At 51.6% G+C, this 22,402-nt stretch carries 20 protein-coding genes; 14 read left to right on the forward strand and 6 right to left on the reverse strand.

The window, feature by feature from the left end; translation table 11 throughout:
- The 14 genes from OIM59_RS05815 (at position 1) to OIM59_RS05880 (ending at position 11,688) form a co-directional block, all read left to right on the forward strand.
- The gene (locus OIM59_RS05815; RefSeq protein WP_299168542.1) at positions 1-1,188 is read left to right on the forward strand and encodes an ABC transporter permease; all 1,188 of its coding nucleotides are present in this window, start codon (positions 1-3) and stop codon (positions 1,186-1,188) included.
- Between the two features lie 88 nt (positions 1,189-1,276).
- Positions 1,277-1,543, forward strand: a complete 267-nt coding sequence (locus OIM59_RS05820) for a hypothetical protein (RefSeq protein WP_299168540.1) — start codon at positions 1,277-1,279, stop codon at positions 1,541-1,543.
- A gap of 8 nt (positions 1,544-1,551) precedes the next feature.
- Positions 1,552-2,673, forward strand: a complete 1,122-nt coding sequence (locus OIM59_RS05825) for a DUF3696 domain-containing protein (RefSeq protein WP_299168539.1) — start codon at positions 1,552-1,554, stop codon at positions 2,671-2,673.
- Positions 2,670-3,551 (forward strand): hypothetical protein, encoded by an 882-nt coding sequence (locus OIM59_RS05830; RefSeq protein WP_299168537.1) that lies wholly within the window; start codon positions 2,670-2,672, stop codon positions 3,549-3,551. Before OIM59_RS05825 ends, OIM59_RS05830 begins: the two co-directional genes overlap by 4 nt.
- An 18-nt stretch (positions 3,552-3,569) precedes the next feature.
- Positions 3,570-4,010, forward strand: a complete 441-nt coding sequence (locus tag OIM59_RS05835) for a hypothetical protein (protein ID WP_299168535.1) — start codon at positions 3,570-3,572, stop codon at positions 4,008-4,010.
- A gap of 334 nt (positions 4,011-4,344) precedes the next feature.
- Positions 4,345-5,874 carry a F0F1 ATP synthase subunit beta gene (gene atpD / locus OIM59_RS05840; protein ID WP_072542414.1) on the forward strand — a complete coding sequence of 510 codons (1,530 nt, stop codon included), beginning with the start codon at positions 4,345-4,347 and terminating at the stop codon, positions 5,872-5,874.
- 68 nt (positions 5,875-5,942) lie between these two features.
- Positions 5,943-6,188, forward strand: coding sequence for a F0F1 ATP synthase subunit epsilon (locus OIM59_RS05845; RefSeq protein ID WP_299168532.1), 246 nt, complete (start codon positions 5,943-5,945; stop codon positions 6,186-6,188).
- A gap of 99 nt (positions 6,189-6,287) precedes the next feature.
- Complete coding sequence (locus OIM59_RS05850; RefSeq protein ID WP_303895676.1) at positions 6,288-6,749, forward strand: hypothetical protein; 462 nt, start codon at positions 6,288-6,290, stop codon at positions 6,747-6,749.
- The gene (gene atpB / locus OIM59_RS05855; RefSeq protein WP_299168613.1) at positions 6,667-7,725 is read left to right on the forward strand and encodes a F0F1 ATP synthase subunit A; all 1,059 of its coding nucleotides are present in this window, start codon (positions 6,667-6,669) and stop codon (positions 7,723-7,725) included. Before OIM59_RS05850 ends, atpB begins: the two co-directional genes overlap by 83 nt.
- Positions 7,726-7,771: 46 nt before the next feature.
- Complete coding sequence (gene atpE, locus OIM59_RS05860; protein ID WP_072542418.1) at positions 7,772-8,026, forward strand: ATP synthase F0 subunit C; 255 nt, start codon at positions 7,772-7,774, stop codon at positions 8,024-8,026.
- Between the two features lie 18 nt (positions 8,027-8,044).
- Positions 8,045-8,548 (forward strand): F0F1 ATP synthase subunit B, encoded by a 504-nt coding sequence (gene atpF / locus OIM59_RS05865; RefSeq protein ID WP_072542419.1) that lies wholly within the window; start codon positions 8,045-8,047, stop codon positions 8,546-8,548.
- A gap of 7 nt (positions 8,549-8,555) precedes the next feature.
- Positions 8,556-9,110, forward strand: a complete 555-nt coding sequence (locus OIM59_RS05870; RefSeq protein ID WP_299168523.1) for a F0F1 ATP synthase subunit delta — start codon at positions 8,556-8,558, stop codon at positions 9,108-9,110.
- A 95-nt stretch (positions 9,111-9,205) separates the two neighbouring features.
- Positions 9,206-10,795 carry a F0F1 ATP synthase subunit alpha gene (gene atpA / locus OIM59_RS05875; RefSeq protein ID WP_072542421.1) on the forward strand — a complete coding sequence of 530 codons (1,590 nt, stop codon included), beginning with the start codon at positions 9,206-9,208 and terminating at the stop codon, positions 10,793-10,795.
- Positions 10,796-10,800: 5 nt separating this feature from the next.
- Positions 10,801-11,688 (forward strand): F0F1 ATP synthase subunit gamma, encoded by an 888-nt coding sequence (locus tag OIM59_RS05880; protein ID WP_299168517.1) that lies wholly within the window; start codon positions 10,801-10,803, stop codon positions 11,686-11,688.
- 199 nt (positions 11,689-11,887) lie between these two features.
- Here OIM59_RS05880 and OIM59_RS05885 read toward each other — a convergent pair whose 3' ends face one another.
- The 6 genes from OIM59_RS05885 to OIM59_RS05910 form a co-directional block, all read right to left on the reverse strand.
- Positions 11,888-12,313 carry a hypothetical protein gene (locus OIM59_RS05885; protein ID WP_303895682.1) on the reverse strand — a complete coding sequence of 142 codons (426 nt, stop codon included), beginning with the start codon at positions 12,311-12,313 and terminating at the stop codon, positions 11,888-11,890.
- A gap of 304 nt (positions 12,314-12,617) precedes the next feature.
- A complete protein-coding gene (locus OIM59_RS05890) occupies positions 12,618-14,159 on the reverse strand; it encodes a sulfatase (protein WP_303895684.1) in 1,542 nt (513 codons plus the stop codon).
- Positions 14,160-14,175: 16 nt separating this feature from the next.
- The gene (locus OIM59_RS05895; RefSeq protein WP_303895686.1) at positions 14,176-15,579 is read right to left on the reverse strand and encodes an alpha-L-fucosidase; all 1,404 of its coding nucleotides are present in this window, start codon (positions 15,577-15,579) and stop codon (positions 14,176-14,178) included.
- A 2-nt stretch (positions 15,580-15,581) separates the two neighbouring features.
- Positions 15,582-17,039 (reverse strand): sulfatase, encoded by a 1,458-nt coding sequence (locus OIM59_RS05900; RefSeq protein WP_303895687.1) that lies wholly within the window; start codon positions 17,037-17,039, stop codon positions 15,582-15,584.
- 128 nt (positions 17,040-17,167) lie between these two features.
- Positions 17,168-19,114, reverse strand: coding sequence for a RagB/SusD family nutrient uptake outer membrane protein (locus OIM59_RS05905; RefSeq protein ID WP_299168505.1), 1,947 nt, complete (start codon positions 19,112-19,114; stop codon positions 17,168-17,170).
- A gap of 23 nt (positions 19,115-19,137) precedes the next feature.
- Positions 19,138-22,353, reverse strand: coding sequence for a TonB-dependent receptor (locus OIM59_RS05910; RefSeq protein ID WP_303895690.1), 3,216 nt, complete (start codon positions 22,351-22,353; stop codon positions 19,138-19,140).
- Between the last annotated feature and the right edge of the window lie 49 nt (positions 22,354-22,402).

Consider the following 22,402-nt stretch of genomic DNA (forward strand, 5'->3'; position numbering starts at 1 on the left):
ATGATCTGGAAATTATTGAGACAGCACATCAGCGTGGCGCAGCTGGCGGGGTTCTTCCTGGCCAACCTGTGTGGCATGGTCATCGTGCTGCTGAGCATACAGTTTTACAAGGACGTGTTGCCGGTGTTCACACAGGGCGACAGTTTCATGAAGAAGGACTACGTGATTGTGAGCAAGAAGGTGAGCACGCTGGGCAGCCTGGTGAGCAAGGGCGGCACGTTCTCGAAAGGGGACATCGCCGACATGGAGGCACAGCCGTTTGCCAAGCGTACGGGAGCCTTTACACCGGCGCAGTTTAAGGTGTCGGCGGGCATGGGCATGGCGGGCATGCAGCTCTCCACGGCCATGTTTTTCGAGTCGGTGCCCGATGAGTTCGTGGACGTGCGGCTGGAGAGGTGGACGTATCGCGTGGGGCAGGACGAGATTCCGATTATCATCCCGCGCAACTACCTGAACCTGTACAACTTCGGTTTCGCGCAGAGCCGCAACCTGCCGCAGCTGTCGGAGGGGGTGATGGGCATGATGACGCTCGACATCCGCCTGAGCGGGCAGGGACGTACGGAACGCATGAAGGGGCGCATCGTGGGCTTCTCGAACCGGCTGAACACGATTCTGGTGCCGCAGGCGTTCATGGACTGGGCCAACACGGCCTTCGGCGACGGGAGGGACAACGCGCCTTCACGTCTGATTGTGGAGGTGGACAACCCGGCAGACGACCGCATCGCGAAGTATTTCAAGGACAAGGGGTATGACACGGAAGGCGACAAGCTGGATGCGGGCAAGACCACGTGGTTCCTGAAGATGGTGACGGGCATCGTACTGACGGTGGGCCTGATTATCAGTGTGCTGTCGTTCTACCTGCTGATGCTGAGCATCTATCTGTTGTTGCAGAAGAACACGAAGAAACTGGAGAACCTGCTGCTCATCGGGTTCAGTCCGGCGGCAGTGGCGCGTCCGTATCAGGTGCTCACGGTGGCACTGAACGCGGCAGTGGCGGTAATCGGTGTGCTGATAGTATGTGTGGCCCGCGGCGGGTATCTGGACATGCTGGGCCGGATGGTGCCCGACCTGGAAGAGGGCAGTCTGTGGCCGGCCTTGCTGACGGCGGGCGTGCTTTTCCTGGTGGTGTCGGTGCTGAACGTGCTGGCCGTGCGGCGGAAGGTGGATTCCATCCGGGTGAAGAAGTGATGATATTACTGGTTTGAGTGCTGAAGAATGCTTAATAGAATTTTCAAACTTTAAAAAGAATAAGTATATTTGTACCCAAAATTAGTTTATGCTGTATTGTATTACATATGATATAAAGGAACTTGCTAAAGAGGAAGCCTTATTGAAACAGTTGAAAGAACTAGGAGAAACGAACCAGTTTATTTCGAATTGTTGGTTCCTTTATTGTGATAAGGACAAAGATGAAATATATGAATTGTTGAAGGCGAAACTAGATGCGCCTGATTTATTATTTATTTCTAGAACTCGTCTTTCTCATATGGCAGGATGGCTTCCTAACACTTCTGTTGAGTGGTTAAAATCACATCCTAAATAAGATTGATTATGATTTCTTCGTTAACAATTGACAATTTCAAATGTTTTTCTTCTTCTACAGATTTCGATTTAAGTGCTTTGAATCTATTTACTGGGTATAATGGAAGAGGAAAATCTTCTGTTTTTCAGGTGCTTTTATTGTTGTCACAAAGTCTTCAAAAGAATGGAAATATAGAAAAACTGGAAGTTAATGGTGATTTTGTACGACTTGATTTGTTTGAAGATTTGGTAAATAGGAACCGTTTAGGTGATAATATTTATTTTAAATTAAAGACAACAGAAGCCGAATACTCTTTAGTAGAATTAGGATACAAAGAGATGTCAGATCGAGTTGGTAAGATTGTAGAACTAAAAATAAACGGTCAGAATTATTTTCAACAAGCCACATCCCTTTCAGATAATACGAATGTAAAACAGGAAAATCATTTATATATTTATCCAAAAGATTTCCAAAGTCTATTTATGGATTACAATTATATTTCTGCCGATCGATTGGGCCCGACTCGTTATGAAGAAAAAGAAGAAATAAATGCTTCTAACCCAGTTGGATGTAATGGTGAACATCGGCTGAATATGCTGATTAAAAAAAGTAATTTGCTGGATGAGGTGAGCCGATGGGTTAGTTATATAATGGATGGAGGAACCTTAGAAATAACAGGAGGAGAAAATAAGCAAAGTGCTGTATTGAATTTGTTATTTCAGATTGGAAAAGATAAAGGCCTTAAATCAATAAATTGCGGCTTTGGATACAGTTATATTTTGCCTATTGTAATTATGGCATTGACTATTGACCGGGGTTGTCTGTTTATCGAGAATCCTGAGGCTCATTTACACCCTAGGGCACAGTCGCGTTTAATGGAATTAATTTGTCAAATAACAAGAAATAAACATGTACAAATCTTTATTGAAACACATAGTGAACATATTATAAATAGTGTACGATTGTGTTCTTTAAAGAAAGATTCTCCTATAACTCATAAAGATGTGAGTCTTTATTTTTTTGATAAAGATTATACTGTATTTCCGTTAGTGATGGATGAACAAGGTCAAATCTCTGAGTGGCCAAGTGGCTTTTTTGATCAACAGGAAATTGATTTAAGTAATATTCTAAAACTGGGTTTATTCAAATGATTGCTCATCTTTATATATGCGATCAGTCGTTTGTGTATAACGGTCAAGATTCTGATTGTGAAGTAGAACGAAAATTGTTAGAATTTAAGCTGATGGTGAATAGAGCTAAATTGTATAGAGACAATGAGTTTTATTTTAACAATAATCAATTTACAAACACTGTTATACTTTCGAACAAGGTAACGATTGCTGATGTATTAAATACTGAAGAAAGGCGATTAGGGAGGGATAGTATGAATTTGTTTTTGTCCCTTTTTAAAATATGTAAAAAATGTACTTTGTCTAAAAATGAATTAGTAGAATATCTTGAATTAGAGGATGAGACCCAATGTAATGGGATATTGGTTTTAAATGAACAAGATGATTTGCCTAAAAGTCACCAAGTTATTTCTACGGTAGGGGGATGGCTCCTATTCCGTCGATATTATCTGGGTAAATATCCGGGAGATACAGCATATTTTTTAGAAGAAGCTCAAAAATATTTTACAGAACTGCGTATTCATGAGCATAATAAAGATAAATATTTAAAAGAAATCTTATCAACACATAGTCAGCGTATTGTGGCCTATTTAAGTGTATTAAATGATTTTTTTATTTCTGACTATAAGGAATTTAAAGGTGATTTAATTCAGTATCTTCCTGTGTTCTCAAAAAAATATAAGATTGATGGTGCTTCTTTTGAGGGCAAAAAAGAAAAAAAATTCAAGTGTATTTTTAAAGATAAAAATAATGGGCACATAGAAATGTATTGTGAGCCCCATCTTAAAATGTATACTGATAATTTTGGAAATGCAAATCAGCAAGGTCGCATTTATTTTAATGCCCCTCAGAAGGATGACAAAGTATTGTATGTAGGATTCATATGTAGGCATTTATAAATTAAGTATAACTGACACATGAAAAAACTAAAGAATGTATGGCTTTATCTAAGCTTTTTGTTGTTTGTGGCCGGAATGGCAAGTTGTAGCACCGAAGACCCTACGGGTGTGGAGGTATCGCGTGAGGATATCATCGGCACATGGAAGGTGACGGCGAATGACTGGAAGGACTCTACTGGCGACTCGGGACGGAATGACTATCTCCGTCAGGTACTTTTGTTGAAAGCAGATGGTACAGCTACCTTCTTGAATGAGTCATTCACTTGGACACTTACTCAGGGAAGCATCAATCTGTCAGACGTTCGGGGTAGAAGTATCCGAGTTGTTATTCTTTCGTACACGGGCGATGAGATAAAGGTCTCTTATCTGTTTTCCTTCCAAAAGGAAGACGTGGAGGAGGACGGTAGTTTTACTTTCCAACGGGTAGAAGCCGGACGAATAAGCTCTAGCGAGGAATAGAAAATATTTTTGGGGGAAGAGCGGGGAATTCTTCCTGTCCTTTTGTTCTTCTGTCCAAACCCCGCTCCATGTGACCGCACACACGCAGATTCCATGTGAATAAGTGTTTAATGTACAGTATCTGTGTGAACGAGTGTAAAACGCTCTGTCCGATATCCCTTGATTTATGTCTATTATTGGGGGAATCAGTATAAAATATGTTACATGGAGTTACACCTATGTGAGTTTATTCTGTAAATTTGCGTTACATAAATGGTCAAACTTTTGACAAACACCCGGGACGTTTGGAAGAAGAGAGACCAAGAAGATTCATTTTTAATTAAAATAATAGCTTATGTCAAAAATCGTTGGACACATTTCGCAGGTAATCGGTCCGGTGGTCGATGTGTACTTCAAGTTCGAAGAAGGACAAGACGTGGAACACGCCTTGCCGAAAATCCACGATGCCATGACGATCGCCCGTAGCGACGGTCGTACGCTGGTGATTGAAGTACAGCAGCACATCGGTGAAGACACGGTACGTTGCGTGGCCATGGACAGCACGGACGGATTGAAGCGCGGAATGGAAGTCGTTCCTACGGGTCATCCGATCACGATGCCTATCGGTAACCAGATCAAGGGCCGTGTGATGAACGTGGTGGGTGACACCATTGACGGAATGAAGAGTCTGGACAAGAAAGACGGATTCCCCATTCACCGTGAACCTCCGAAATTCGAAGACCTGGCTACCACCCAGGAAGTATTGTTTACCGGTATCAAGGTGATTGATTTGCTGGAACCTTATCTGAAAGGTGGTAAAATCGGTCTGTTTGGTGGGGCGGGCGTCGGAAAAACCGTGCTCATCAAAGAGTTAATCAACAACATTGCCAAGAAACACAATGGTTTCTCCGTGTTTGCAGGGGTGGGTGAGCGTACCCGTGAAGGTAACGACCTGCTGAGAGAAATGATTGAATCTGGCGTAATCCGCTACGGTGACGACTTCCTTAAGAGTATGGAAGAAGGCAACTGGGACCTTTCGAAGGTGGATTACAACGAAGTGGAAAAATCGCAGGTGGCCATGGTGTTCGGTCAGATGAACGAACCTCCCGGTGCCCGTCAGTCAGTGGCACTTTCCGGTCTGACGCTGGCAGAGTCTTTCCGTGACCGTCAGACAGGCGAAAACGGTCCGCGCGATATCCTGTTCTTTATCGACAACATCTTCCGTTTCACGCAGGCCGGTTCCGAGGTTTCCGCCTTGCTGGGACGTATGCCGTCTGCAGTAGGTTACCAGCCGACACTGGCTACGGAAATGGGTCAGATGCAGGAACGAATCACTTCTACGAAGAACGGGTCTATCACTTCCGTTCAGGCGGTGTATGTGCCTGCCGATGACTTGACCGACCCTGCTCCGGCCACAACCTTTACGCACCTTGACGCCACTACGGTGTTGAGCCGTAAGATTACCGAGCTGGGTATCTATCCGGCTGTGGACCCGCTGGACTCTACGTCGCGTATCCTCGACCCGCTGATTGTGGGCAAGGAACACTACGAGACCGCTCAGCGCGTGAAACAGATTCTGCAGCGTAACAAGGAACTTCAGGATATCATCTCCATCCTGGGTATGGATGAACTTTCGGACGAAGACCGCCTGACAGTGAACCGTGCCCGCCGTGTACAGCGATTCCTGTCGCAGCCGTTTGCCGTGGCTGAACAGTTTACCGGTGTGCCGGGCGTGATGGTTTCCATCGAAGACACCATCAAGGGCTTCAAGATGATTCTGGACGGCGAGGTGGACTATCTGCCGGAACAGGCCTTCCTGAACGTGGGTACCATTGAGGATGCCATCGAGAAGGGTAAGAAGTTGCTGGAAGCTGCAAAGAGTTAATAATTAAAAGTTAAAAGTTAAAGGCTAAAGGCCGAAAAGGCCGGCGGCTGATAACGAATAGTAGAATTATGAAAGAACTTCATCTGGTTATCGTTTCACCCGAACGCCTGGTTTACGAAGGAAAAGTAAGCCTGGTGACCTTTCCGGGAGGCGGTGGAAAGTTTCAGGTCATGGCCGACCATGCCCCGCTGATTTCCACGCTCGCGGCAGGGGAAGTGAAATACGTGGCCGGAAAGGAAACGCACTCGCTGCAAATCAAAGGCGGGTTCGTGGAAGTCAAAAACAATCAGATTTCAGTCTGTGCCGAACTCTGAGAAGAGTGGGGCGGGCGTTGAACCGAATATGTTTTTGGCGGCTTTCCGAATGAAAAACCGCACGATACTATGTTTTTGTTGACCGTAAAGAGAAAATTTGTGAAAGAACTGACCGTGATAGGAATCATACTGACAGTGCTTGTCGCTGCGGTGTACCATTTGTTCATTCCCGACAGGTATTTCCTGTGGTTTCCTGCCATTCCGGTGTTCTTTTATCTTTTCGGTCTGTTTTACATAGAAATGTTCGCGTTCAATTACCGCCAGGGCATGCAGAAGATTGCAATGACTTACCTGGTGTGCAAGGCGCTGAAATTCATCCTGAGCGCACTGGTGCTGATATTCTACGGATTTGTGATTGAACATGAAGTGGTGGCCTTCATGGTGACCTTCATCTTCTTTTACTTTGCGTTTCTGATATTCGAAACCCGTTTTTTCCTTCTTTTTGAAGCGAAACTGAAATTAAGACAAAAAACAAATGATGAAAAAAATACGGTACATAGTGATTACGCTGTTACTGCTGATGGTGGTTCCGGCCGCTACGGTGAAGGCGCAGGCCGCTGAGGGCGACGTGGACGTGAATGAACTGGTGTTCGGACACATCGGCGATGCCTACGAGTGGCACATCGCGACCTTCGGCGATACGGAGGTGCGCATCCCGCTGCCCGTCATCGTGAAAAGCAGTACAGGCTGGCACGTGTTCTCGTCTGCCCGGCTGGAGGAAGGCCCTTACGAGGGGCTCTACGTGGCCAAGGGCGGCAGCTACGACGGCAAAATCGTGGAACGGAACGCGGCCGGCGAGGAGGTGCGCCCGCTGGACATCTCCATTACGAAAAATGTGCTGGGCTTGTTTATCAACAGTGCGGTGCTGCTGGTGATTATGCTGAGCTGCGTGCGCTGGTACAAGAAACATCCGCTGGAAGACGGGGCGCCCAAAGGGGGTGTCGGCATGATTGAAGCCACGGTGATGTCGATTTACAACGACGTGATAAAGGGCTGTGTGGGCGAGAACTACCGCCGCTACGCACCTTATCTGCTCACCGCTTTCTTCTTCGTGCTGGCCAACAACCTGATGGGGCTGATTCCGATTTTCCCCGGTGGAGCCAACGTGACGGGTAACATCGCCATTACGATGGTGCTGGCCTTGTGTACGTTCGTGCTGACCAACGTGTACGGTACGAAGGCTTACTGGAAGGAAATCTTCTGGCCCGATGTGCCCACGTGGCTGAAGGCGCCGGTACCTATGATGCCGTTGATTGAATTCTTCGGTATCTTTACCAAGCCGTTCGCACTGATGATCCGTTTGTTTGCCAACATCATGGCGGGACATGCGGCAGTGCTGAGTCTGATTGCCATTATCTTCATCACGGTGAAATCGGGACCGGTAATCAACGGTTCGATGACGGTGGTGGCTGTGGCATTCGGCATCTTCATGGATGCGCTGGAACTTCTGGTGGCATTCATCCAGGCATACGTGTTCACAATGCTGTCGGCTGTGTTTATCGGCTTGTCGCAGGTGAAAGAGCATGCCAAGAAATAATCGATTCAAAGAAAATTAAAGTATAACCTTTTAAAACAAGAAAATTATGTTATTGTCAGTTTTATTGCAGGCAGCTGCAGGTGTAGGTATTAGTAAATTGGGCGCCGCTATCGGTGCAGGTATTGCAGTTTTGGGTGCCGGTATCGGTATCGGTAAGATTGGTGGCTCGGCAATGGAGGCAATGGCCCGTCAGCCGGAAGCTTCAGGCGACTTGCGTATGAACATGATCATCGCTGCCGCCCTGGTAGAAGGTGTGGCCCTGATCGCTATCGTGGTTTGTTTGTTGACATTGTTCTTGTAATAAATAAAACAGTAAATTATGGGATTATTAACTCCGGACCCGGGGCTGCTGTTCTGGATGATTATCACCTTCGGAGTCGTGTTCTTCATTTTGGCGAAATACGGCTTTCCGGTAATCATCAAGACGGTGGAGGACCGGAAAGCATACATTGACAACTCGCTCAAGGCAGCTCGCGAAGCCAACGAACAGCTGGCGAACGTGAAGGTGGAAGGAGAGAAAATCCTGACACAGGCTCACGAGGAGCAGAGCCGCATATTGAGTGAGGCAGCGGCTACACGCGACCGTATCATCAAGGACGCTCAGGACAAGGCCTTCGCCGAAGGCAACCGCCTGATGGAGGAGATGAAGAAGCAGATTGAAACGGAAAAGGAAAGTGCCATCCGTGACATCCGCCGCCAGGTAGCTGTGCTGTCGGTGGGCATTGCGGAAAAAATCATGCGCAGCAAACTGGCCGACGAGAAGGAACAGGCCGCGCTGATTGACCGTCTGCTGGATGAAATGATTGAATCTTCTAAAAAATAAATGAGTTATGAATACAGGAGTCGTTTCGAGGCGTTTCGCGAAGGCGCTGCTGGCGTATGCGAAGGAAGAGGGACAGGAAGACAAGGTGTATGAGGAGGTGAGAACACTGGCCGCACACTTTGTGGAGGTGCCCGGCCTGCGCCACGCCATTGAGAATCCTGTGCTGGAGAAAAGCAAGAAAGTGGAGCTGCTCTGCGAGGCGTCGGGTGGAAAGACGGTGAGCAAGGTGCTGGCTCGCTTTTTCAATCTGGTGCTGGAGGAGAGACGGGAAAAGTTCTTGCAGTTCATGACGTGGTCGTACATCGACCTTTATCAGGAGGACAAAAACATTCTCATCGGTAAGCTGACGACCGCTGCAAGCTCGCCTAAACTGGTGGAACACTTGCAGAAACTGGCTGCGGAACGTACGCACGGAAAGGTGATTCTCGAAGAAAAGGTGGACAAGAACCTGATTGGAGGGTATGTCATCGAACTGGCGGGCTATCGGCTGGATGCCAGTGTGGCCAACCAGCTGAAGCGCGTGAAACAGCAGTTTATCGCGAAGAACAGAAGAATAGTGTAAACAATGAATAATGAAAAATGAATAATGAAAAACGGTTTCAATTGTTCGCTATTCATTTTTAATTGTTCATTATTAATTATTAATTAAAAAGAACTATGCCAGAAAATACAATAAAACCCAGCGAAGTTTCAGAGGTGTTGCTCCAACAGTTGAAGGGGATTGACAACTCGCTGAAATTCGACGAAGTAGGTACCGTACTTCAGGTGAGCGATGGTGTGGCACGTATTTACGGTCTGCGTAATGCGGAAGCCAACGAGTTGCTGCAGTTTGAAAACGGTATCATGGGAACGGTGATGAATCTGGAGGAGGACAACGTGGGAGCCGTGCTCCTGGGTCCGACCGACCAGATCAAGGAGGGGATGATTGTAAAGCGTACCAAGCATATCGCTTCCATCAACGTGGGCGAATCCATGCTGGGACGTGTCATCGACCCTCTGGGCGTGCCTTTGGACGGACGCGGTGAGATTGGCGGCGAGCTCTGCGAAATGCCGCTGGAGCGCAAGGCGCCGGGTGTTATCTTCCGTCAGCCGGTAACCGAACCGTTGCAGACGGGTCTGAAGGCCATCGACGCGATGATTCCTATCGGCCGCGGACAGCGTGAGCTGATTATCGGCGACCGTCAGACGGGTAAGACCGCCATCGCCATCGATACCATCATCAACCAACGTGCGAACTTTGAAGCCGGAAATCCGGTGTACTGTATCTATGTGGCCATCGGTCAGAAAGGTTCTACCGTGGCCAGCATCGTGAACGCCCTGCGTGAAAAGGGCGCCATGGACTATACCATCGTGGTGGCTGCCACGGCTTCCGACCCGGCTGCCATGCAGTATTTCGCTCCGTTTGCGGGTGCCGCCATCGGTGAGTACTTCCGTGATACCGGCCGTCATGCCCTCGTGGTCTACGATGACCTGTCGAAACAGGCCGTGGCTTACCGTGAGGTGTCTTTGATTCTGCGTCGTCCGTCCGGACGTGAGGCTTATCCGGGTGATATCTTCTATCTGCACTCTCGTCTGTTGGAACGTGCGGCCAAGATTATCAGCCAGCAGGAAGTGGCCGAGCAGATGAACGACCTGCCTGCCAGCCTGAAAGGCAAGGTGAAGGCCGGCGGTTCACTGACTGCCCTCCCGATTATCGAGACGCAGGCCGGCGACGTGTCTGCCTACATCCCGACCAACGTGATTTCCATTACCGACGGTCAGATCTTCCTGGAAACCGACCTGTTCAACCAGGGTTTCCGTCCGGCCATCAACGTGGGTATCTCCGTTTCGCGTGTGGGTGGTAGCGCACAAATCAAGAGTATGAAGAAAGTGGCCGGTACGCTGAAAATCGACCAGGCTCAGTATCGTGAACTGGAAGCCTTCTCCAAGTTCAGCAGCGACATGGACCCTGTAACGGCCATGGCCATCGACCGCGGACGTAAGAACAACCAGCTGCTGATTCAGCCGCAGTACTCACCGATGCCGGTGGGCGAACAGGTGGCTATCCTGTACTGTGGTACGCACAGCCTGATGCGCGACATCCCTATCGCCAAGGTACGTGCGTTCCAGGATGCCTTCCTCACCACCCTGCGTGCGAACCACCAGGCCGACGTGCTCGACGTGCTGGCAGCCGGAAAGATTAACGACGACGTCACAGCCATTATCGAAAAAGTAGCGGCAGAAACTGCCAGACAATTTAAAGCATAATCCTCATGGCATCACTGAAAGAAGTTAAAGGAAGAATCAACTCAATCAACGGCACGCTGAAGATTACTTCGGCGATGAAGATGGTGGCCTCGTCGAAACTGCACAAGGCGCAGGAGGCCATTGAAAACATGCTTCCTTACGAGCGCCGGCTGCACCGCATGCTCGAACATTTCCTGAGTGCGGGGCTGACCGTGGAGTCGCCTTTTGCAGTGAAGCGTGAAGTGAAGAAAGTGGCCGTTGTCGTATTTGCATCCAACAGCAGCTTGTGCGGCGGATTCAACGTGAACGTAATCCGTCACCTGCACGAGGTGGTGGAGGAATATGCCCGGAAGGTGGGCCGCGAGAACATCGTGATTTACCCGGTGGGCCGCAAGGTGGCCGACGCGGTGAAGAAGATGGATGGCGTGGTATCGGCCGGGGATTACCAGCACATGAGCGGGAAACCGAACTACAAGGAGGCTGCCGACCTGGCCGCCGACCTGATGCAGCGGTTTGCCGCCGGTGAAATCCAGCAGGTGGAGCTGCTGTACAACCACTTCAAGTCGACCTCTTCGCAGGTACTGACCCGCGAGACGTATCTCCCGCTGGAACTGAATGCGGCGAAGACGGACGACGCGGAAGAGGCTGCCGACGAAATGCAGGCCGACTACATCATCGAACCCTCGCCGGAACAGGTGATGCAGGAACTCCTGCCGAAGGTGCTCCGCCTGAAGATTTACACCGTGCTGCTCGACTCTACGGCTTCGGAACATGCTGCCCGTACGATGGCCATGCAGATTGCCACGGATAATGCAAATGACTTGATACAGGAACTGACCTTGATTTACAACAAGAGCCGCCAGCAGGCCATCACGAATGAACTGCTGGATATCGTGGGCGGGACAATGGCCTGACCCCCGGTGCGGCGCTCTTGCACTGCATAAAAAAACGTATCGCTGCCTTTCGGCAGGATACGTTTTTTTTTGAACGAATAAACTAAAAAATTAATTATCTTAAAAAGAAAACATGAAATCGCTTGGTGATTTATTTATATAACAATCTGGTTGTCACTTTGTTCATCTCTTGTCGTGTTTTTTTTCTTTTCATCTCTTTTTAATAATTATAGAAGCTCACCCAGCTGCCGTCGAGCTGACATTCCAGGCGTCCGTCGCCGAGGCGGATGTTATCCATATAGGAGAAATCGCCCCCGCCGTAGTTGAGCCGGATGCTGGTGTAGAACGCGTCGTACCAGTCCCACACGAAGGTGTAGCGGTATTCGTCCCACCGTCCGTAGGCATCCTGTATGCGGAGGTAGTCTTCGCCCGTGCCGTCGGGATAGAAGCGCAGCACTTGGAAGCGGTGGTATCCGTAGTCGTCGTACCAGTCGTCCTGCCAGTCGGAGCTGCAGAGGTAGGCCGTGCGTTCGCGGTATTCAAGAGAGTGGTTTCCCAGCTCCAGTTCCACGTCGCAAGACGGGAAGGCGAGTGTCAGCGTGAGCAGCATCGCTATATACATGAATTTTCGTGCCTTTGTTTTCATAACTCTTGGTGTTTTTGGTTTTCCTTATGTGACAAAGGTATCCGAAAAAAAGCATACAAACGAATGATTTTTCCTATTCGTGGAGGGGAATTTCCCTATGGCAGGTAGGGATTGGCGCAAAAAGCGGCCTTTGGGTAAGCATCCGGTAAAGTATAGATTTTATAAAACAGCAAACTCTTCTTATCAACAGTATAAGGTTGACAGGAAGAGTTTGCTGTTTATGGTATTTCATTACGCCTCAATGGATTTTCATCGGATTTCTTCAACTTCCAGAGAGGCTGTTTCAAGAGGAATCTTTTCAAGGTCAGATTTCGTCCGGCCAAGGACAGGGCTTGCCCGTCTTCTTGAATGACGGACGCTGGGCACCCGAGCTGCGGAGGAACTCCCCGAGGTTGGCCGAGAGGGCTTTCACTACCTCCGGATACTGCTGGGCCAGGTTGTGCTGTTCGCTGATGTCAGCCGGGATGTCATAGAGTTCCTTCTTTCCCGTTTCGTAGAAGTAAATCAGTTTCCATTTTCCCTGACGCACGGTGCAGGTGGCGCCGATGCCCGGGCCTTGTTCACCCCACAGGTTCGGACAGTTCCAGTAGAGGCTTCTGCCTTCCGAGGGGTCGCCGGTCTGCTTGAGCAGGGGCACGAAGCTCACGCCGTCCACGGTCTGCGGCACTTTCCAGTCGGTGATGCCGGCCATCTCGAGGATGGTGGGATAGTAGTCCTCGATGATGACGTATTTGTCGCAGCGGGTATCGGGTTTCGTCACGCCCGGCCAGCTCACAATCATCGGTTCGCGGATACCGCCCTCGTAGGCCGAGCCTTTTCCGCAGGTGAGGGGTGCATTCTGCGTGTAGAGCGGTTCGTCTCTCCATTCCTTGCCGGTGGCATATCCGCCGTTGTCGCCGCAGAACAGGATGATGGTGTTGTCCGCCTCGCCGTTCTTTTCCAGCCAGTCCATGATGTCGCCCAGGCTCTTGTCCATGCCTTCGATGAGGGACGCATAAGCCGCTTCCTTGTCCGACATGCCTTTCTTCTTGTACTTGTCGAAGAAGCGCACGTCCTTGTCAATCGGGATGTGGATGGCATAGTGCGACATGTAGAGGTAGAACGGCTGGTTGTAGGCCTTGGCCTTGTCGAGGGCCTTCAGGGCTTCCTGCGTCAGGGCCTCGGTAATGAACGTGCCCGTCTTCCAGTAGTGCTCCAGTCCCGGTACCGACATGAGCGAGGTGGGGTTTCCCTTGTCGTCGTGTCCGTAGCTCAGTTCGCTCAGGTACGTGGCCAGTCCCCCCGCCGCATGTCCGGCGATGTTCGTCTCGAAGCCGAAGTGGCAGGGATTCTCTCCCGGGGTGTCGATGGCCCCCCAGTGTGCCTTTCCGCAGTGGATGGTGTGGTAGCCGCTGTCTTTGAGGAACTGCACGAACGACTTGGCCACGAAGGTGTGGTTCGTGCCCTCCACCTGTGCGATGCCGTTGTAGTTCCAGTCGGGCAGTTGCAGCACGTCGCTCTTGGCGTCAGTGGTCTTGTCCTTCTGCAAGGTCCAGTTGGTCACCCGGTGACGGGCGGCGTTGGCTCCGGTCATCAGGCTGCAGCGTGTGGGCGAGCTGATGCTGGAGGCGTAGGCCTGGGTGAACATCATTCCCTGGCGGGCCAGACGTTCCATGTTGGGAGTTTCGTAACGCTCGTTGTACATGGTCTTCTGTGTCCAGAAAGGCAGGGAAGTGTCCTGCCATCCCATGTCGTCCACCAGGAAGAAGATGATATTCGGGCGCGGGTCGGGACGGTCGTTGGCGACGCCATTCAGCGGGGAGAGAATGGGAGCCAGTCCCAGGAGTGCGAGTAGATTTCTGTTCATGATATAGGCTTTTAGATTAGTCAGTTACGTGATACACACTAAAATTACGGATGAGAGGTTCCGCGGTACATTCTTCTACTACCAGCCGGAAGGACTGGGCTTCGACGGCAGGGAAGGATTCGATGCGCTTGTGTCCCACGGAAGAGCCTTTGGCCACGGTGGTCCACTTGCCGTTCACCTTCGCTTCCACCCGGTAGGCCCGGATGCGTTCGCCGCCGTTCAGGTCTTCCTGAATCAGGTAGTAGTTCACGGGCTGAGCCTTGTCGAGCGAGAGCGACAACCGCTTCTTTCCGGTGGCCGAAGTCGCTGCCAGCGGCTGGCCGAAGCGTCGGTTGATTTCCGCGCCCCATTCTTTCAGACGGCGTACGTCGCCCTCCGGAATCAGACCGTCGGGGTTGGGAGTGAGTCCCACCATCAGCGTGGCGTTGCGGCCCACCGATTTCTCGTACATCTCCATCAGGTTTTCCAGCGGATAGACTGCCTTGTCGTCATCGCCCGGTTCCCAGAACCATTCGTGGCGCCCGTTGTAGCCGCGCAGCGGTGTGTCGGCCATGGCAGGCACCCAGTACTTGCCGTCGGGGTCGCCGTGGGCCAGCAGCTTGTTGTGGTCGGTCACGCCGTCGGTGGCGTTGCTGTGGCTGTACGGGTAGGGGAAGCTCGACCAGCAGGGATAGCCTACGGTACCGCTTTCCGAACCTCCCCAGCGCAGGTCGGCCCGGTTCACGTTATGATAGAACAGGCAGTCGGGCTGGTATTCGTTCACGATGGGTTCCACGTCGGGACCCAAGCCTTTCGGGTCGTCGGCACCCCCGTCGAACCAAATCATGAAGAGGTCGCCGTAGCGGGTGCAGAGTTCCTTCACCATCTTTTCGCACAGTCGCTTGTACCATGCCTGGCGGTTGCGGGCAAATTCGCCTTCGCCCTCCGCCTTGAAGTTGTGGATGCCCAGCAGGGAGTTCCAGCGGATGCCGATGTAGATGCCCGGCTGCAGGCCGTACTTGCGGCAGGAGTTCACGAAGTCGCGCACGATGTCGCCTTTTCCGTCGCGCCATTTCACGGCCTTCAGGCAGTAGGGGTTCACATCGCTCTGCCACAGTCCGAAACCCGTCTCGTGGGTGGCGGTCAGGATGGCAAACTTGGCGCCGGCCGCCTTGGCCGACAGAATCCACTGGTCGGTGTCGAGGTGGTCGGGATGGAAGATGTTGTAGTCTTCAATCGGGTTGATACGGTTGTTGCCTTGTCCGTACACCTGTCCGTCGAACACGTGCAGGTCGTAGTGGAATACCACGCCCAGTTCGGCCTCGTGCCATTTCATCTGGCGGGGAGCCGGTTTCGGTCCTTCGGGTTCGGTGGTCCGGGCGTGAACGGCTGCACCGCAGGTAGCGAGCAGCATCAGTAGGGTAAAGAGTGTTTTTTTCATATTCAATGTGTCAAGTATTTTACAAACGGGTCATGGGTCTTTCCGAGCCATTGGATGAGGGTCTGGTGCAACGCATCGCAGCAGGCCGGCTGGCTTTCCGCCACGTTGTGCAGCTGGCCGGGGTCGGTGGTCCGGTCGTACAGCCAGGTCTGTGTCACTTTCCCTTTCTGCACATCCACCACATAGGTGTAGCGGGCGGTACGGATGCCGCGTCGTCCGGACGTGGGGTCGGAAGGTTCGCAGTAGTAATAAGGCTGGAAAGCGTCTTCGGGTGTCTGAATCTGTTCCTGCAGGAAATACCGGCTCCAGTCGTGCGTCTGCACGGTGGACGGAATCTCCGCCTGCCTTCCCATCAGCGAGAGCAGGGTAGGATACAAGTCGGCAAAGGCCACGGGCAGGTCGCTCCGTTGCGGATGGAGTCTGCCTTTCCAGCAGCATATCATCGGGATGCGCATGGCTTCCTCGTAGAACACGTTCTTGCCTTCCACTCCGTGTCCGCCCATGCAGACGCCGTGGTCGGACGTGAAGACGAGGAGGGTATTCTCAAACAGTCCGCAGTCTTTCAGGGCCTGTACGATGCGTCCCACCTGTTCGTCCACTCCGGTGATGCAGGCGTAGTAGTTGCGGATATTCGCCCGGAAATAATCGCCTTCGGGAGTCCCTTTCTCTGGAATAAACGGTTTCTGCCGGGCCAGTGCTTCCACGTCGAGCGAGTCGTACAGCCGTTTGTAGGCGTCGGGCACCAGCTCGTATCCCGTGTGCGGGGGATTCATGGAAACCACCAGGGCAAAGGGGCGGTCGGACTGCACGCTTTCCGTGCGGATGAACTCGATGGCGCGGTCGGCTTCGTAGGCCGGTCCCCACTGGTTCACGTAGTGGAACTCGTCTCTTCCCGCCAAGGTATCCCAGTACATCGGATGCAGGTGGTTGTCGTAGGTGCCGTAGGCCATCCACCGGTCGAAACCGTGGCGGCGTTCGGGCGGGCACCATTCGTTCCAGGCCACTGCCCCCCGGTTGTTATAGGTATCCACGTAAGGAGGATGCGGCGCGTCGAGGTGCCATTTGCCGATGTAGGCCGTGGCATATCCCGCCTGCTTCAGCACGTCGCTCCAGCAGACCGCTTCGGTGGAAAGTTCCACCCCGTAGGGCGTGTTCAGCGAGTTGCAGTTGCCCGTCACCCCGTTGGCCATGGGATACATGCCCGTCATGAGCATGGCCCGGGCGGGCGAGGATACCGGATAGCTGCTCACGGCCTCCGTGAAGAGGATGCCTTCGCTCGCCAGCTGGTCCAGATGAGGGGTCTGCACCGGCTCCTGTTGCAGGCAGCCCAGCGCATCACCCCGGAACTGGTCGGCCATGATGAAGACCAGATTGGGCCGCGAGGGGTTTCCCTGCGCGAACGCAGCCAGCGGAAGTGCGGCCAGTGCGGTGGAAGTGTAGAGTAGGTGTGTCAGTTTCATAATCGGTAAGAATGTCCCCGGAGGGTGGCAAATGAATGTCGTTCAAATGAAAAGGTGTGCCAAAGATAGGAAAAACACCTCATCCTTGGCACACCAATTTCTATAATAGATTTAAAAGAATTCTATCATTACTGGTTGGCATAGCTACCTGCTTTTACAGGCCATCCCGGATTCTGGTAAACTACGGAAGTAGAAACGTCGCCACCTTCTTCTGGAGTAGACATACGGAATACGTCGTATGACAGCGGAGAGAGGTAGTTGGCTTCTTCAAAGCAGTAGCCGTTGTACTTCTTGACCAATTCGTTCATCGCTTGCGGGCGCAGGTATTTGCTGACAGAAGCGGTGTTGGGAGCCGTATAGTTCAGTTTGCAGGCGGTGCAGGCGGCTTCGAAGCTGGTGTGGAATTCATCCCAGTAGTTCATGCCTTCTATCCAGTAGTTCTGCATCATGTCGAGTGAACGCCAGCGGTACAGGTCGTCCTTACGCATACCTTCCGCAATGAACTCGCTGCGGCGTTCGCGGCGGATGTTGTAGAGGGTCTTGTCCACCAGTTCTTTTCCGGAATAGCGTGCCAGGTCGATTTCCTTGCTCAAGTCGGTAGCCTCGATGGTCTTCTTGAAATCGGCATCTACCCCAGCGCGGTTACGCAGTTCCGTCCAGTATTTTTTGAGGGTAGCATCTTCCAGTGTGTTGTAGCGCAGGTAGTAAGCCTCGATGTAGTTCAGGTAAGCTTCTGCCGCACGGAAGATAGGCAATGCCAGCGGATAGGCACTGTTGTAAGTCACTTCGTTGTCGGCCCATCCTTTGCGAGGAATGTAGCCGGTGCTGGTCACGCGGATACCACTGGCTGCAATCAGTCCGGGATACTGGTACATGATGTCTTTTCCATTGAGGGTCATGATTTTGTCGCCGGGTTTTGCCACGGAAGTCACCAGACGCAAGTCGCGGTCTTTCATTGTGCTTTCCAGGCTCTTGTCGCCCTGATACGTGCTTTGGCTAGCATAAATTGGCAGGCCGTTGGTCATCAGATAGCTGTCCACCAGTGAGCGGGTGAAACCGGTGTTGTCGCCGTGTGAGAAAATATAAGTCTTGTCGCCCACTTCGATGGCACCATAGCCGTGGGTAGCTCCCATCACCTGGTTCTGCACCTTGGCATCTTCGCTGTACATACGCCACAACAACACTTCGCCACGCTGTCCGGACAGGTCGGTCTGGTTGTACAGGCTGGCATAGTTGGCTGTCAATGAGGAACCGTCGCCTACTTCCTTAGCCGACTTGATGGCTTCGTCCAGGAAGAATTCAATTTCCTTGTTCAAATCGGTATGGAAAGAAGCGGCATCACCCGGCCATCCCGGTCCGCCCGGAACGCGTGCCGTACCTGCATGGTATTTTTCCCAGGTAGCTTCGTACAAAGCCACGCGTGACTTGAACAGCAAGGCACATTCGCGGTTCAGACGGTGAGTGGTGAAGCTGTTTGACTTGGGATACATCAGTTTGATGGCCTGATCCAGGTCGCTCAGAATAAAGCGGGCTACTTCGTTGCGCGGCTTGCGTTTGTTGGCTTCCACATTGGCTGCATAGTCACCGTCGGTCAGCACTTCGGTCAGGATAGGGAAGTCTCCGTATGCTTTCAGGAGGCTGAAGTAGGTGTAAGCCCGGAAGAAGTACATTTCGCCGATGTAATGGTTCACGTTGGCGCCGGGGCTCAGCGTACCGTTTTTCAGGTTTTCTTCCGTACGTGCCAGAAAGAGGTTGCAGTTACGGATGGTGCTGAAGCTGCCGTAGCTGCCGGTTGCCGGCACCTGGACACGCTGAGGAAGGAAGTTGTCCACCTGGTCGATTGTCGTCATGTTGTCGCTGTTGTTGTCCGTGGTGAAGTATCCAAAGGTTCCTGTACCCGTTCCGTGGTCGGGCAGCAGACCGTACATGTTGTTGCAATAAGGTTCCAGCTGGTTTTCGGCAGTGAAGAAGTTGCCGTCTACGTTGTCGGAGATAGGCTCTTTGTCCAGAAAGTCGGCGCAAGAGGTTCCCATCAGCAAGGTAGCTGAAAATAAGAATATATATTTCAGTTTCATAATTATCGATTGTTTTTGTTAGTTTACAAAGTTACGTTTACGCCACAAGAGAGGGTACGGCTCAACGGATAAGTCATACCGTTCTGATACAATGCTTCCGGATCGAAGTTCTTGTTGATGGAAGTACCTGTCCACAAGTTGTCGCCTGAGAAGAATACTCTGACGCGTTCCAGTCCGATTTTGTGAACCCATGCTTTCGGCAGGGTATAACCGATTTGCAGGTTCTTCAGACGGATGTAAGAAGCGTTCTGTACGAACTGCGACTGGCTCTGGCGGTTCTGGTTGGAGTTCCAGAGAGGACGCGGATAGTAAGCGTTGGTGTTTGCTCCCAACGGGTCGCCTTCCGGACGGAAGAAGTCCCAGTGTTCCTTGTAACCGGTAGAAGACCATGCGTTGCCGTCTACACCCCAGAAAATCATACCACTCAACAGGTAGTCACGTTTGGCCACGCCCTGGAAGAAGATGCTCAGGTCGATTCCTTTCCATTCAGCGCCGATGTTCAAACCGAAGCGGAAACGCGGAGTCGAGTTACCGATAATCTTACGGTCGCCCGGGTTGTCTACTGTATTCTCGCCGTTGGTGATTTTTCCGTCACCGTCCAGGTCGGCATACATCATGTCACCGGCTTTCCATCCTGAAGCAGCCAGGCTGACACCCGGAATGGTGTTCTGGTCTACCTTTTCCAAGTGTGCGGCCATTTCTTCGTCTGTCTTGGCCATGCCTACTGATTCATATCCCCAGATTTCGCCCAGATACTGTCCGGTGTAATAAGTGGAGAGTGACTTGCTGGCGTTGGGGTATTCCGTAATCTTGGTACGTGAGTCAGAAAGGTTGAAGGCAACATTGTAGTTGAATTCACCGATGCGGTCCTGCCAGTTCAGCTGGAGTTCCCAACCTTTGGTACGCAAAGAAGTGTTGTTGCGTTGCGGAGCCGAAGCACCCACGATAGGAGAGATTTCCTGTGCCGGTCCTACCATGTCTTTGGTATCACGGATAAAGTAGTTGAAGTAACCGCTCAAACGGTTGTTGAAAGCGCCGAAGTCCACACCGTAGTTGTAGCTGTACACCCGTTCCCAAGTCAGCAGGGAGCTTACCAGTCCCGGAGCGCTTGCAATGTTCGACTTGTTGGCTGCATCCAGCAACCAGCGTCCACCTGCATCCGGGCTGCCCACTGTGACTGCCTGAATGGCATAAGTAGGATAGTAGGAGTTGGTGTTCTGGTTACCAAGGCTACCGTAAGAGAAGCGGGGTTTCAAGGTGTTGAACCATTTGCTCAGCGGTTCCCAGAAGGATTCGCGGGCAATGTTCCAACCTACGGAAACAGAAGGGAAGGTAGCCCAGCGGCTGTCTGCGCGGAAACGGGAAGAACCGTCGCGGCGGATGTTGAATTCAAACAGGTAACGTCCGTCGAAATCGTAGTTCAAACGGCCGAAATAACCTAATGATGACCATTCACCGCGGTATGCGCCGTTGCTCTGTGTACCGGTAGAAGTGTTGACATCCGGATTGTTGTCGTTCATCACATCGGAACGTTTGGCCCATACATTGTTGTAGCGGTAGCTTTCGCTGTTCATACCGAGCATCACTTTCAGGTTATGTTTTTCCAGGAAATTGAGGCTGTAGTCGGCATAGAGTGAAGTGGTAATCATGGTTTCACGCTGCTGTTCGCTGTAAGCCCAAGTCTTGCCGGCTGCCAGGTCGGCGTCACCACCCAGCCATTGTTCGGGAATCGGATTGTTATCTTTATCATAGAGATACACTCTGGCCACATTGTAAAGGTGTTCGTAGCTGCCTGTGCGCAGAGCCAGGTCACCGTGAATGGTCAGTCCCTTCATCGGAGTCAGAATCAGGCTACCTTGTGTGAAGTAAGTGTCGTCCTGTGTGTTGGAGCGTCCGCCCGAGGTCAGCTGCATCAGTTTCGGGTTACGGGTGTAATGACCATTGTTGTCGTAAAGCGGCATGTTGGGGTGCAGCTTGGTAGTCTCGGAGAAGAAACGGTCGCCATACAGTTTCAGGAAGGTCGGCATGCCGATGTCTTCGCGGATGAAACGGCTGTTGAATTCCAGGCGCATCCATTTGGTGATTTCCGCACTGATGCGGGCACTGGCATTGTAACGCTTCTTGTTGTCGTTGGCATAGTTCATCTGTCCGTCCTGGCTCAGGAAGGCACCTGACACGTAATACTGGATTCTTTCATTACCTCCCGACAGGCTTACGTTGTGCTCTTGTCCGAAAGCGGTCTTGTCGATGAAGTTGCGAGGCCAGTTCTGGTTGTCGTTGGAGTTCTGGTTGAACGCAAAGCAGTTGCCGTTCTGTGAAAGAGACGGGTCGGCAGTGGTGGTGATTTCACCGCGCATGTACTGCTGGATACGTTCCATGGTGATGTCCGAGAAGAAGTGTGCTTCACCGGAACCCGTGTTGTCGATGGCACGGTTGAAGTACTGTGCAAAAGTATAGGCATCCAGCATATCGGGGATGTTGGTCGGACGAGACCAGCGCAGGTTGTTGGAGTACGAAATGCTGGTCTTGCCCTGTTTTCCTTTCTTGGTAGTAACCAGGATGACACCGAACGGAGCACGCGAACCGTAGATGGCAGCGGAAGCCGCATCCATCAGGACCGAGATGTTGTCGATATCCTGCGGGTTCAACTGGTTCAGGTCGCCTGCCACGCCGTCAATCAGCACGAGGGGAGAAGCGCTGGAACCGGTACCCAGGTTACCTGTACCACGGATGTTGAAAGAAGGATTGGCATCCAGCTTACCGCCGGCATCCGGGATGCTGACGTTCAAGCCCGGAACTACACCTTGCAGGGCCTGGCCTACGGAGGTTACCGGGCGGGATTCCAGTTTCTTGTTGTCTACTGAAGCTACGGCACCGGTCAGGTTCACTTTTTTCTGTGTACCGAAACCTACCACTACCACTTCGTCGAGTGTCTGGGTGTCTTCCGACAGAGCTACCTGATAAGAGGTCTTGCCTTTCTGTACCGGAATTTCCAATGTCTGATAACCGATGTACGATACGACCAGCGTACTTCCGGCAGCCACGTTGCTGAGCTGGAAGTTTCCGTCCAGGTCGGTGATACAGCCGTTGCTCGTACCTTTAATTACTACTGACGCCCCGATGATGGGATCATTCAGCTTCTTGTCTGTAACAATTCCGGAGATGCTCATCTGTTGCGCGTGTAGCGGTAGCAGACCTGCCAGCACTGCGATGAGCAGAGTGATGAATTGTGTCTTCATAAGGTTCCTTTTTTAAGATTAAGTTATTAATTAGATGGTTAAACAAGTT

The sequence above is a fragment of the Bacteroides mediterraneensis genome (assembly GCF_025993685.1).
GTDB lineage: Bacteria > Bacteroidota > Bacteroidia > Bacteroidales > Bacteroidaceae > Phocaeicola > Phocaeicola mediterraneensis_A.

Excerpts from the sequence above, each read along its gene's own strand:
- OIM59_RS05815 (WP_299168542.1), top strand. The coding sequence starts at position 1 with ATGATCTGGAAATTATTGAGACAGCACATCAGCGTGGCGCAGCTGGCG.
- OIM59_RS05820 (WP_299168540.1), top strand. The coding sequence starts at position 1,277 with ATGCTGTATTGTATTACATATGATATAAAGGAACTTGCTAAAGAGGAA.
- OIM59_RS05825 (WP_299168539.1), top strand. The coding sequence starts at position 1,552 with ATGATTTCTTCGTTAACAATTGACAATTTCAAATGTTTTTCTTCTTCT.
- OIM59_RS05830 (WP_299168537.1), top strand. The coding sequence starts at position 2,670 with ATGATTGCTCATCTTTATATATGCGATCAGTCGTTTGTGTATAACGGT.
- OIM59_RS05835 (WP_299168535.1), top strand. The coding sequence starts at position 3,570 with ATGAAAAAACTAAAGAATGTATGGCTTTATCTAAGCTTTTTGTTGTTT.
- atpD (WP_072542414.1), top strand. The coding sequence starts at position 4,345 with ATGTCAAAAATCGTTGGACACATTTCGCAGGTAATCGGTCCGGTGGTC.
- OIM59_RS05845 (WP_299168532.1), top strand. The coding sequence starts at position 5,943 with ATGAAAGAACTTCATCTGGTTATCGTTTCACCCGAACGCCTGGTTTAC.
- atpB (WP_299168613.1), top strand. The coding sequence starts at position 6,667 with ATGAAAAAAATACGGTACATAGTGATTACGCTGTTACTGCTGATGGTG.
- atpE (WP_072542418.1), top strand. The coding sequence starts at position 7,772 with ATGTTATTGTCAGTTTTATTGCAGGCAGCTGCAGGTGTAGGTATTAGT.
- atpF (WP_072542419.1), top strand. The coding sequence starts at position 8,045 with ATGGGATTATTAACTCCGGACCCGGGGCTGCTGTTCTGGATGATTATC.
- OIM59_RS05870 (WP_299168523.1), top strand. The coding sequence starts at position 8,556 with ATGAATACAGGAGTCGTTTCGAGGCGTTTCGCGAAGGCGCTGCTGGCG.
- atpA (WP_072542421.1), top strand. The coding sequence starts at position 9,206 with ATGCCAGAAAATACAATAAAACCCAGCGAAGTTTCAGAGGTGTTGCTC.
- OIM59_RS05880 (WP_299168517.1), top strand. The coding sequence starts at position 10,801 with ATGGCATCACTGAAAGAAGTTAAAGGAAGAATCAACTCAATCAACGGC.
- OIM59_RS05885 (WP_303895682.1), bottom strand. The coding sequence starts at position 12,313 with ATGAAAACAAAGGCACGAAAATTCATGTATATAGCGATGCTGCTCACG.
- OIM59_RS05890 (WP_303895684.1), bottom strand. The coding sequence starts at position 14,159 with ATGAACAGAAATCTACTCGCACTCCTGGGACTGGCTCCCATTCTCTCC.
- OIM59_RS05895 (WP_303895686.1), bottom strand. The coding sequence starts at position 15,579 with ATGAAAAAAACACTCTTTACCCTACTGATGCTGCTCGCTACCTGCGGT.
- OIM59_RS05900 (WP_303895687.1), bottom strand. The coding sequence starts at position 17,039 with ATGAAACTGACACACCTACTCTACACTTCCACCGCACTGGCCGCACTT.
- OIM59_RS05905 (WP_299168505.1), bottom strand. The coding sequence starts at position 19,114 with ATGAAACTGAAATATATATTCTTATTTTCAGCTACCTTGCTGATGGGA.
- OIM59_RS05910 (WP_303895690.1), bottom strand. The coding sequence starts at position 22,353 with ATGAAGACACAATTCATCACTCTGCTCATCGCAGTGCTGGCAGGTCTG.